8 protein-coding genes are annotated in these 11,022 nt (G+C 70.8%); 1 reads left to right on the top strand and 7 read right to left on the bottom strand.

Annotated elements, in window-relative coordinates; all coding sequences use genetic code 11:
• The first annotated feature begins 248 nt into the window (after window positions 1-248).
• The gene (locus ABZ340_RS27915; protein ID WP_358784592.1) at window positions 249-866 is read left to right on the top strand and encodes a GNAT family N-acetyltransferase; all 618 of its coding nucleotides are present in this window, start codon (window positions 249-251) and stop codon (window positions 864-866) included.
• Between the two features lie 93 nt (window positions 867-959).
• On the opposite strand, the gene trxA is transcribed toward ABZ340_RS27915, so the two are convergent.
• The 7 genes from trxA to ABZ340_RS27880 form a co-directional block, all read right to left on the bottom strand.
• Window positions 960-1,292, bottom strand: a complete 333-nt coding sequence (gene trxA, locus ABZ340_RS27910) for a thioredoxin (protein ID WP_358784591.1) — start codon at window positions 1,290-1,292, stop codon at window positions 960-962.
• 40 nt (window positions 1,293-1,332) lie between these two features.
• Complete coding sequence (gene trxB / locus ABZ340_RS27905) at window positions 1,333-2,301, bottom strand: thioredoxin-disulfide reductase (protein ID WP_358784590.1); 969 nt, start codon at window positions 2,299-2,301, stop codon at window positions 1,333-1,335.
• A gap of 188 nt (window positions 2,302-2,489) precedes the next feature.
• Window positions 2,490-3,386, bottom strand: coding sequence for a hypothetical protein (locus tag ABZ340_RS27900; protein WP_358784611.1), 897 nt, complete (start codon window positions 3,384-3,386; stop codon window positions 2,490-2,492).
• Between the two features lie 17 nt (window positions 3,387-3,403).
• Window positions 3,404-4,132: an RNA polymerase sigma factor SigM gene (gene sigM, locus ABZ340_RS27895; protein ID WP_358784589.1), complete on the bottom strand. Its 729-nt coding sequence runs from the start codon at window positions 4,130-4,132 to the stop codon at window positions 3,404-3,406.
• A 30-nt stretch (window positions 4,133-4,162) separates the two neighbouring features.
• Window positions 4,163-5,878, bottom strand: a complete 1,716-nt coding sequence (locus tag ABZ340_RS27890) for a protein kinase family protein (protein WP_358784588.1) — start codon at window positions 5,876-5,878, stop codon at window positions 4,163-4,165.
• 140 nt (window positions 5,879-6,018) lie between these two features.
• Complete coding sequence (gene murJ, locus ABZ340_RS27885) at window positions 6,019-8,433, bottom strand: murein biosynthesis integral membrane protein MurJ (RefSeq protein ID WP_358784587.1); 2,415 nt, start codon at window positions 8,431-8,433, stop codon at window positions 6,019-6,021.
• A gap of 49 nt (window positions 8,434-8,482) precedes the next feature.
• Window positions 8,483-10,870 (bottom strand): DUF6049 family protein, encoded by a 2,388-nt coding sequence (locus ABZ340_RS27880; RefSeq protein ID WP_358784586.1) that lies wholly within the window; start codon window positions 10,868-10,870, stop codon window positions 8,483-8,485.
• Window positions 10,871-11,022 lie beyond the last annotated feature (152 nt).

Genomic DNA, 11,022 nt, shown 5'->3' with positions numbered 1-11,022 from the left:
CTTTTGCTTTCCCTCGGTTTCGAGGGAATCGCATCGTGGATACGATGCGTGCGGGTATGGCGCACTCACCTGCTGGAACCTCTGAGAGGAAGGCATGGGGCCATGCGAACGATGAGCCGGACCGGGCTGGTGGGCGCAGGGCTGGGGCTGGGCGCGGTCGGCGGGTTCATCGGCAGCCTGCTCAGGGAACGGAGTGCTCTGACAGCCGCCCGCAGCGCGGCGGGCCTAGGAAGCGAGGAACAGCCTTCATGGGGCGTCGGCTCGTACCGCTCACGTTGGACAACCTTCAGGACCTTCCCCAGCGCTGTCGCTCGTGTGTCTTCTGGGAGCTGGACCCCGTCAGCGGCGAGGCCGCGGTAAAGGCGGGCACATCTGCCCTGGAGAAGGAAGCCTGGATCTCCGCGGTGCTGCTGGACTGGGGGTCCTGCGGCCGGGTCGTCTACGTCGACGACGTACCGGTGGGCTTCGTGCTCTATGCCCCTCCCGCCTATGTGCCACGCTCCACGGCGTTCCCCACGAGTCCCGTCTCACCCGATGCCGTGCAGCTGATCACCGCGTTCATCATGCCGGGCTACCAGGGCCAGGGGCTGGGCCGCGTCATGGTCCAGACCGTCGCCAAGGATCTCCTGCGGCGGGGGTTCAAGGCGATCGAGGCGTTCGGAGACGCCCGCTGGAAAGAGCCGGCCTGCCTGCTCCCGGCCGACCATCTGCTGGCGGTGGGCTTCAAGACGGTCCGGCCGCACCCCACACACCCGCGGCTCCGCTTGGAGCTGCGGTCCACGCTGTCGTGGAAGGAAGACGTGGAGATGGCACTCGACCGGCTGCTCGGCGCGGTGCAGAAGGAACCGGCTCTCAGGCCGCTCTGAGAAGAACCACCACCGGAGCGACGATGGACGAAGGGGCCGGCCCTGCCGGGCCGGCCCCTTCGTGTTTCACGTGAAACCAGGTTCCGTGAAACGTCACTCGGCGATGAACTCCTCAAGGTCGCGCACGAGCGCGGCCTTGGGCTTGGCGCCGACGATGGTCTTGGCGACCTCGCCACCCTGGTAGACGTTCAGGGTCGGGATGGACATGACGCCGTACTTGGCGGCCGTACCCGGGTTCTCGTCGATGTTCAGCTTGACGACCTCGATCTTGTCACCGTACTCGGCGGCGATCGCCTCCAGGGACGGCGCAATCTGGCGGCAGGGACCGCACCAGGCGGCCCAGAAGTCCACCAGCACGGGCTTGTCGCTCTTGAGGACGTCCTGCTCGAAGGAGTCGTCGGTCACATTCTTCAGGGTGCCGGCCACGGCGGGCTCCTTAACTGGTTGGTGCGTGGCGAATGGGGGGTCAGACAGTGGTCTTCTCGGGCTCGGCCTGGTCCACGTCGGCCAGCGCGGCGAGGAAGCGCTCGGCGTCCAGCGCGGCGGAGCAGCCGGTACCGGCCGCGGTGATCGCCTGGCGGTAGGTGTGGTCGACCACGTCACCGGCGGCGAAGACACCGGTCACGTTCGTGCGCGTCGAGGGAGCGGCGACCTTCAGGTAGCCCTCCTCGTCCAGCTCCAGCTGGCCCTTGAAGAGCTCGGTGCGCGGGTCGTGGCCGATCGCGATGAACAGGCCGGTCACCGCCAGGTCCGAGAGCTCGCCGGTCTTCACGTTGCGCAGCTTCAGGCCCGACAGCTTCTGCTCGCCCTGGATCTCGGCGACCTCGCTGTCCCAGATGAAGCTGATCTTCGGGTCGGCGAAGGCACGCTCCTGCATCGCCTTGGAGGCGCGCAGGGTGTCCCGGCGGTGGACGATCGTCACGGACTTGGCGAAGCGGGAGAGGAACGTGGCTTCCTCCATCGCGGTGTCACCGCCACCGATGACGGCGATGTCCTGGTCCTTGAAGAAGAAGCCGTCGCAGGTGGCGCACCAGGAGACCCCGCGGCCGGAGAGGGCGTCCTCGTTCGGCAGGCCGAGCTTGCGGTGCTGCGATCCGGTGGCGACGATCACGGCCTTGGCCCGATGGACCGTGCCCGCGGTGTCGGTGACGGTCTTGATCTCGCCGGTCAGGTCGACGGCGACGATGTCGTCCGGAACGAGCTCGGCACCGAAGCGCTCGGCCTGGGCACGCATGTTGTCCATGAGCTCGGGGCCCATGATGCCGTCCTGGAAGCCCGGGAAGTTCTCCACCTCGGTCGTGTTCATCAGCGCGCCACCGGCGGTGACGGCGCCCTCGAACACCAGTGGCTTCAGCGACGCGCGCGCGGTGTAGAGCGCCGCCGTGTAGCCGGCGGGCCCGGAGCCGATGATGATCACGTTACGGACGTCGCTCACGGCTTGATTCCTCGTCTCTGGACTGCGTCATACGGCCTGGGGGAGCTTCTCTGGGAACTCTCACCCCACCCAACGGATCCTAAGGGGCGTGCATTCCCGCTGTGCCCGGGCACACGGAGAGGGCGGACGGGCACGCAGGGAAGCCGTACCGAGCCGGTGGTCCGTACGGCGAAGACCAAGCGTGAGTCTCAGGGAGTGTACGAGCGTTTCAGGAGCACCTTGGCCGCGCCGGTCGAGGGATCGTCCACACATGCTGTCTCGACGATGTAGACGGTGACCCTGCGGTCGTCGGAGATCTCGGACAACACGAGGAGCAGCGCCTTCCTGCCCTGGTAGACGCCCTCCTCCGTGGCGAGCGGCGGGTCTTCCCGGCCGATGCCCTGCTGGACGCACGCGGGGACCGCAGGCTGGGTGAAGACGCGGTTGCCGCTCTCCGGCTCGGTCTGGGCACCGAGGCTGCGCGGCGTGCGGGACTCGCTCCGCTCTCCCTGCCTCTCGGCCAGGAGGGCGGAGACCTGCCGCTGGAGCTTCCCCTCGGAGAAGGTGTCCGCGGCCGAGGACCGGTGGCCGCCTGTCTCCCCCGGCGGCGTACCGTCATCGAGGGACGACACGACCACGGTGCCGAGTCCCAGAGCGGCCGCCGCGAACACGGCACCGAGGGCGGCGATCCTGCGCCGCCCGCTCCGCTTGCCGTCCTTGCGGCCCGGTCCCGTGGTGGAGCGGCGGGCGCTGCCGGCAGGACGGTCGGCCGGTGCCGGTGTTTCACGTGAAACAGGGGCGCGGTCGCTCCTCTGCGGCTCGGGGAGCGCCACCTTGGCCGCCGAGACCTCTCCGGGCTCGGGTGTCGTGGCGCTGAGCAGTGCTTCCGCCGCGAGGGCGGCGTCGATACGGCCGGCCACGTCGGCGGGCATGCGTGGGGGTCCCGGCACTGTGCCGAGCAGCCCCCGGATCTCCTCCAGCGATGCGTAGACGTCCGCGCAGAGCTCGCACGTGTCCAAGTGCCGCCGTACATCGGTGGTGCGTGGAGGTGGCAGCAGGCCCTCGGCGAGGTCGGAGATCTCCGCGACGTCCGGGTGCCCGCTCATGTCCGTCGGCGACGACGTCACGCTCGTCCACCTCCGCCCTTCACTGCGGCTGAATCGCTTGGCCCTGCGTCCGGCGGCCCCGCCTTGGGAGGTCCCGCCGCGGGTGGGACGGATGTCCCCGTCGTCTGGTTCCGTTCCGTGTCCGCCGGCTTTCCGCCGCCGGTGCCGCCTTCGGGGCGCAGATCGGTGAGCAACGGCAGGAGTCGTGCTCTCCCCCGGGCGCACCGGCTCTTCACCGTGCCGGTCGGCACCTCCAGGATCCGGGCGGCCTCGGCCACCGGGTAGCCCTGCATGTCCACCAGGACGAGCGCCGCGCGCTGCTCGGGCGGCAGGGTGGCCAGGGCCGCCAGCAGCCGGCGGTGCAGATCGTTGCGTTCGGCGGGCGCCGAGGCCGACTCGTGCGGCTCCAGCAGCTGCTCCAGACGCTCGGTGTCCTCGACCGGGGCCGTCCTCCGGGAGGCCGCTTTGCGGGCGCGGTCGAGACAGGCGTTCACCGTGATGCGGTGAAGCCACGTGGTGACGGCCGACTGGCCTCGGAAGGTGTGGGCGGCCCGATAGGCGGAGACAAGGGCGTCCTGGACGGCGTCGGCGGCCTCCTCGCGGTCTCCCAGCGTCCGCAGGGCCACGGCCCAGAGACGGTCGCGGTGGCGGCGGACGAGTTCGCCGAAAGCGTCCGGGTCACCTGCCACGTGTCGGGCCAGGAGGTCCTGATCGCTGCTGCCGCCGTAGGCGGTGCCATCGGTCATCGAACCTCCCCCCTGGTGTCCGTCCGGCTCTCAGCCCTTGAAGGTCACATCGGTGATGGCCTGCTTGTAACCGGCGTTGCTGTACTCGTCACCGGATGCGTACGGCAGGGCCGTGAGCCATACGAGTACGTACTGGGTCTTGACCTGCTTGGTGACCTTCACCACCGCGTTGTTCCCGCTCGTCGTGACGGTGCCGATCTTCTGCATCGCGTCGAGCGAGGGCGGCTGCAAGGAGTCGGCCGCGTACAGCTCGACCGTCGTGTGGTTGCCGCCGTAGTAGAGCCCTATGTCCGCGGTCGAGATCTCCTGTGCCGAGCCGAGGTCGTAGACGATGCCCACACCCGGTTTGTACGGGGCGAGGACCGGGCCGTCGATGAAGCTGTTGGTCCGCCAGTACGACGAGCTGTCGCCGTCGTAGGTCTTGCCGACGTCCGCCGGGTGCTGGGCGTCACCCTTGGCGACGAACTCCTGCGCCGCGTGGATCACGAACGGCTTGACCGGCTTGGTCCGTGCCTTGTTCTTGTCGCTCTCGTCCGTGGTCTGCGTCTGGTTCTGGTCGTCGGCCTTGCCGCCCCGTTCCATCAGCGCGTCCGCCAGCTGCCAGCTCCCCAGGCCCAGGGCGGCGATGAGGAGCGCGGAGACGGCCCACTTGAGGGCCTTGCCGGTGCGGCTCTGCAACGGGGGCGGCGGAGTGGGGACCGGCTGGGTGACGCCGGCATGCGGAGCCGACCGGCCGTAGGCTCCCTGCTGGTACGTCGTGTGCTGGTACTCCGGCGGTGCGGTGAACGCCGGCTCCGGCGGGCGGATGCGCGGCATCTCGCCGATCGCCTTGACCAGCTCCTCCGGTGTGGTGCAGGGGGACTCGTGGCGGGAGGCGGTGGCGCCGTCGTTGACGAGCGCCCGCATGGCGAGCTCGGACAGACCGCGGTGGACACCGGCACGCACCTGGTCGGGCGGGATCAGACCGAGGTCCTTGGGCAGGCCGGACAGGCCGTAGGCGTCGTTCTCGTACGGCCACCGCTGGGTGAGCGCCGCGTACAGCAGAGCGCCGACGGCCTCGGTGTCGGCGCGCTGCGGGGTGTCGGAGACGATGCCGCGCAGCGCGGCGTTCACCGCGAGGCCGCGGATGCGCCACTGGCCGGTCGACGTGCGCAGGACCGCGTTGGGGTTCAGGCGGAGGTGGGCGAGGCCCTCGCGGTGGGCGGCGGCCATGGCGGCGGCGACCTGGCTGACCATCTGGTAGGCGTCGTACGGCTCCAGCGGGCCGGCGGCGAGGAGCGCGGTCAGCTCGGTGGCGTCGGGGAGCCACTCGTGGACGACGTAGACGAGGTCGTTCTCCTCCACGGCGTCCAGCACCTGGACGAAGCGGGGGTCCCCGAGCAGCGCGGAGGAGCGGGCGGCGGCCAGCACGGAGCGGGCCCGCGCGTGGTTCGCGGGGAGGACGTGGACGCCGACGGCGCGGCGGAGCTTCTCGTCCACGGCCCGCCAACTGCTGAATCCGTCCAGACGGGTGACGCACTCCTCGAGGCGGTAACGCCTGGCGAGCTTGTGGCCGCTGTGCAGTTCGGGAACCGGGACCTTGCCGGAACCCTCGGTCCGGGCGCTTCCCTGTACCTCGTCGCTTTCCGTGTCCCGCTCCCGGTTCTGGGCCACCCCGTCGGCCGTGGACTGGTCCGCCTGTGCGGTCAGCGACTGCTCGCCGCTGGTGTCTGCCACGTCGACGGCAGCCGTGCTCCGTTCCGCCACCGTCGTTCCTGCCTCCCCATTCGTTGCGCGCCGGCCGGCACTCGTTGCGCGCCGTCCGACGCCGAGACCAATTGTGCCCACAGTCCGCCGCTATGCACGACACACGGGGGCGGACGATGGTTGTGCGCCTACCCCCCGTCTCAGCGTCCCAGCCGCCCGCGCACCGTGCCCACGAGCGAGTTCAGTTCCTCGATCCGCATGCGGCGGGCGGCGACGTAGAAGACACCGAGCAGGACGATCCCCCCGGCCGCCAGCGCGGCGAAGGAACCGATGACGCCCTGGCCGAGGGTGCGGCTGATGCCGTAGCAGGCCGCTCCGCTGAGGAGGGCGGCCGGCACCGACGCGATGCCCAGCCGGGCGTACGTGCGCAGCACCCGGGAGCCGTCCAGGTCCCCGCCGAGCCGCTTGCGCAGCCGGCGCCAGGCGACACCGACGCCGATCGCGTAGGCCAGGCCGTAGGAGGCCGCCATGCCGACCACGGCCCAGCGCGGCGGGATCAGGAAGTAACACAGGGCCGAGGCACCGGCGTTGACCGCGGCCACGATGACCGTGTTGTAGAAGGGCGTCCGGGTGTCCTCGTAGGCGTAGAAGGCACGCAGGACGACGTACTGCACGGAGTACGGGATCAGGCCGAGGCCGAACGCCATCAGCATGTAGCCCATGTTGGTGGCTTCGCTCGTGCCCGAAGAACCGAACATGAGCGTGCACATCGGGATGCCGAGGGAGACGAACCCGAAGGCGACGGGCACGATGGCGACCGCCGTGGTGCGCAGGCCCTGGGAGATGTCGTCGCGTACCGCTCCGCCGTCGTTCTCGGCCGCCGAGCGGGAGAGGCGGGGCAGCAGGGCCGCCATCAGGGAGACGGTGATGATGGCCTGGGGCAGGCCCCAGATCAGCTGGGCGTTGGCGTAGGCGGCGAAGCCCGTGCCGTCGACGGGCGACGTTTCTCCCGCCGCGGTGGACAGCTGGATGACGATCATGGCGCCCGCCTGGTTGGCGAGGACGAACAGCACCGTCCACTTGGCGAGCGTCACGGCCTTGCCGAGACCGTGTCCCTTCCAGTCGAAGCGCAGCCGCAGCCGGAAGCCGGTCTCGCGCAGATACGGGATCATCGCCAGCGCCTGCACGACGAGACCCAGCAGTACGCCGATGCCGAGCAGCCGCTCGCCCTCCGGCGGGATGTTCGTGACCTTCATCCCGGAGTTCGCCGCGGTGCCGTAGACCCAGATGAACATGCCCAGCGTCACGATGATGACGATGTTGTTCAGGACGGGCGTCCACATCATCGCGCCGAACCGGCCACGGGCGTTGAGGATCTGGCCCATCACCACGTGCAGGCCCATGAAGAAGATCGAGGGCAGGAAGTAGCGGACGAAGGTGATGCCGACCTCGTTGGCGGCCGGGTCGCTGGCGACGGAGTTGGAGAGCAGGCGGATCAAAAGCGGCGCCGCGAAGACCGCGATCACCGTGAGCGCGCCGAGCGCCACCATGACCAGGGTCAGCAGACGGTTGGCGTAGGCCTCGCCGCCGTCCTCGTCCTCCTTCATGGCCCGCACCAGCTGCGGTACGAAGACCGAGTTGAGTCCGCCGCCGACGGTCAGGATGTAGATCATCGTCGGCAGCTGGTAGGCGACCTGGAACGTGTCGCCGAGCAGGCCGACGCCCAGCGCCGAGACGATCATCGCGGAGCGGACGAACCCGGTGAGCCGGGAGACCATCGTGCCCGCCGCCATTATGGCGCTGGACTTCAGCAGGCCCGAGGCACGGCCGCTCTTCTTCGGGGCGGCGGCCGGTGCGGGAGCGGGTGCCGTTTCCTGAGCGGGTTCCTCGACCACCGGGGGCGGCACGGTGGCGTACGGGCCGGGGCCCGCCGCCGCGTACGGCCCGGGCGCCTGGGCCTCGCCGTACTGGGTCTGGGGCTGGGGCGCGCCGTACTGGCCCTGGTCCTGGCTCTGTCCTGGAGTTGCCGCACCGTACGGTCCCTGCCCCTGCGCCGCCGCGTACGGGCCGTGGGCCGGAGCGCCTCCGTACGGGCCGGGCGTCTGCGAGGGTCCCGGCACGGACGGCGGTTCGTACGACGGGTGGCCGCCGCCCTGCTGCTGATCCCTGAACAGGTGCGCGAAGGCATCCGGCTCGTGGCGCTGCTCGCCGGCGTGGGAGACCAGGTCGTCCACGCCCACGAACTGGGTCGTGCGCGGATCGTCGCCGTACGGCAGGTACTGGGTGGGGCCCTCCGGCTCCGGCGCCGGGGGCTGGGCCCACACGTGCGGGTCGGGCGCGTACGGCGACTGGGGCGGCCGGCCGTACAGCGGCTGCTGCGGCGGGTGGGCGCCGGGGGACGGCGGGGGGTGCGCGGCGCGGTCGTAGAGCGCCTCGGCGACCGGGTCCTGCGCGGAGAGGTCCTGGGACCGGTAGGGGTCCTGGTCGTAGGCGTCCTGGAGGTACATGTCCGCGGGGTGCTCCGGCGGCGCCTGGCCCTGCTCGGGCGGCGGGCCCTCGGGGTAGCCCGAGCTGCCCACGGCCTGGCCGCGGTCACCGTCGTACGGCGCGTTCATGGTTACCCCACCTCATCGTCCGGTCACGGGCCCACCGGCCACGACATCCTCAACGGTCCACTCTCTCACCCGTGCCGGACGGGCCGGCGCTTTCCGCTGCGGTGTCCGGTGCAGGGTCACCCGGCTGCTCGGGAGCCTCCGCCCGGGAGTCCGCCCCGGACTTCTGAGGACGGTCTTCGGGGTCTTCCGGGTTCTCCGGGCCGTCCGCGGCACCGCCCGTGACGCCGGAGCCGTCCTCCTCGTCCGCGCGGGCGGCGGCCCGCTTGCGCTGGGTGTACATGCGGAAACCGGCGAGGACGAGCAGCAGGGCGCCACCGCCGATGACCAGCATCACGGTGGCCGTGATCTCGGTGACCTTCACGTCGAAGGTGACGGGGTCGCCGTACGGCTGCCCGTCCTCCGTGAACAGCTGGGCGATCACCGTCGCCCGGCCGTTCGCGTTGGCCGACGTGGTGAACTTCACCGACTGGCTGTGGCCGCCGGAGACCGCGACGGGCTGTTCCTGGTAGTCGGCCCCGTTGATCTTGAGGCGGGTCGGGTTGGTCGAGGTGAGCCGCAGCACCAGGCGGTCGACGCCCTGCACCAGGTTGTTCTGGACGGTCACGGGGATCGTGGCGCTGCGGCCGGAGAGCTTCGTCTCCGACTTGTCGATCAGCCTGACCTGCCCGGCCAGGCTGTCCAGGTACCGCTCCACGCCGGCGCGGAAGGAGCCCGCCTGTGAGGCCCGGCCGCGCCAGGACGTGGACATCTCGCGGTTCATGGACCGCCCGAAGGGGGTCACCACCCGGGACTCGTCCGACAGGACCACCCGGAACTTGTCGAGCTTGCCCTGCGTGCGCGCCATCTGTTCGAACGCCGAGCGCGGCAGTTCCTGCTTGCGCAGCGAGGACGGGTAGGCGGAGGCGGACGGCACCTTGGTGGTGGCGTCGGGGTCAGGCTTGGCCGCGGCGGCGGCCGTCAGGTCCTGGGTCTCGGACCAGGTGCTGCTCTGCAGGGCCGTCAGCGCCTCGGCCATCGCCCGGGCCTGGCTCCCGGTCGGCATGCGCTGCGGTGCCACGACGATGCTGCGCTGCTTGCCGGTCTGGAGACCGAGCGCCAGGCTCTGGGCGAGGAAGTGCTGCACCGCGAGCGTGGACGCGGAGGCGTCCGTCAGGTCACCGTGGAACGCCGTGGACAGCCGGGCGTCCGCGACGACCGCCGTCGTGCCGCCGCCGATGGGCCGGGCCGCGGAGGGCGTGTAGGACAGGCCGCCGGTCTCCTTCAGGCTGTCGCTGCGGGCGATCACCTTGTCGGCGCCCGCGGAGGTGGCGACCTTGACGATCGACGGGTCGACCGCGCCCTCCACCGGCCAGGCGAAGTCCGTGACCGGTTTCACGTGGAGGATCGTCTCCACCGTGCTGGTGACGACGTCCGTGGCGTCCTTCAGCCGGCTCAGCGAGCCGGCGATGCCCGTGCCGTTGTGGGCGAGAGAGGCCAGGTCGGGATCGGCGAACGGCAGCGCGACGACCTCCTTGTCCGCCACCGCGTCCTGCAGCTCGGCGAGCCACTGCTTGGCGACCGCCTGGTGGCTGCCGGCGATGGTGGTGCCGTTCTCCCCGTGGACCTGGTAGCTGCGGGTCATGGCGTCCACGGAGGCCAGCAGGTCCGGGTCGATCACCCAGGTGACGTCGAGGTCCTTGCCGAGCGCCACCATCTGGTTCAGCCGCCCGCCGGGGGAGATCTCCGCGGCCAGGTCCTCGTTGCGGAAGACTGGCGTCTGCTGCTCGTTCGAGTCCGTCTCCGCCGTCATGTGGGCGGTCGAGACGAGCGGCCACAGAAACGTCGTCTTCGTCTTGGTGCCGGCCTCGTCGGGCTGCCAGGGCAGGAAGGTCCGCTGGACGCCGAGGACCCGCTCCCAGGACTGCGCGGACGTCCGCCCCGTCAGCGAGACGGCGAACTCGTACACGCCGTCCTTGTCCAGGCCGAGCTCGTCGGCCGGAACCGAGATGTTGAAGTGCTCGGCCACCCCGGGGGTGAGCTTGGAGAACTTCTCGGTGTACTTGTCGCCGGGCTCCGCTCCCAGGGGGCCTTCGAGGTCGTCGCTGTTGCGGGAGACGGTGTCGAGCGCGGAGCGCGTGTCGTGCCGGGGGCCCACGTGCAGGTCCACCTCGGCGTCGGTGACCGTCCGCTTGCCGGTGTTCGTCACCGTGCCCGACACGGTGACCGTGTCCCCGTCCGTGGGGATCGCGGGGCTGAGCGAGTCGATGGCGACGGCGACCTTTCCTCCGCCGGAGGCGGCCTGCGCGGACTCCGGTGGCCCGGCGTGCGCGGAGCCCGCCGCGGGCAGCTGGACGAGGGCGGCCAGCAGGGGCGCCCCCGCGAGCAGGGCGACGGTGCGCCGCGGACGGCGGCGGGCAGGTGAGGGACTGGTCCCCTGGAAGTCTGCCGCCTCGGCCACGCGCTCGCCCGTCCCTCGTCGTCGTCAGTGGTCGTCGGAATGTGCGTCCACGCATGGTAACGATGCGCGCTGAGGGGAAGTGCCGCGGAGTGCGTCACAAGATCGCCGGCGGCCCCGGGTGTCCCGTATGCGCATGTATGGCGCAGGCCGCT

Origin of the sequence: Streptomyces sp. NPDC006134, from assembly GCF_040628835.1 — a bacterium.
In the GTDB taxonomy this organism is placed as follows: domain Bacteria; phylum Actinomycetota; class Actinomycetes; order Streptomycetales; family Streptomycetaceae; genus Streptomyces.
This window is presented reverse-complemented; position numbering and strand designations above follow the sequence as displayed.

Coding starts and splice junctions, on each gene's coding strand:
- ABZ340_RS27915 (WP_358784592.1), top strand. CDS start 249: ATGGGGCGTCGGCTCGTACCGCTCACGTTGGACAACCTTCAGGACCTT.
- ABZ340_RS27900 (WP_358784611.1), bottom strand. CDS start 3,386: ATGAGCGGGCACCCGGACGTCGCGGAGATCTCCGACCTCGCCGAGGGC.
- sigM (WP_358784589.1), bottom strand. CDS start 4,132: ATGACCGATGGCACCGCCTACGGCGGCAGCAGCGATCAGGACCTCCTG.
- murJ (WP_358784587.1), bottom strand. CDS start 8,433: ATGAACGCGCCGTACGACGGTGACCGCGGCCAGGCCGTGGGCAGCTCG.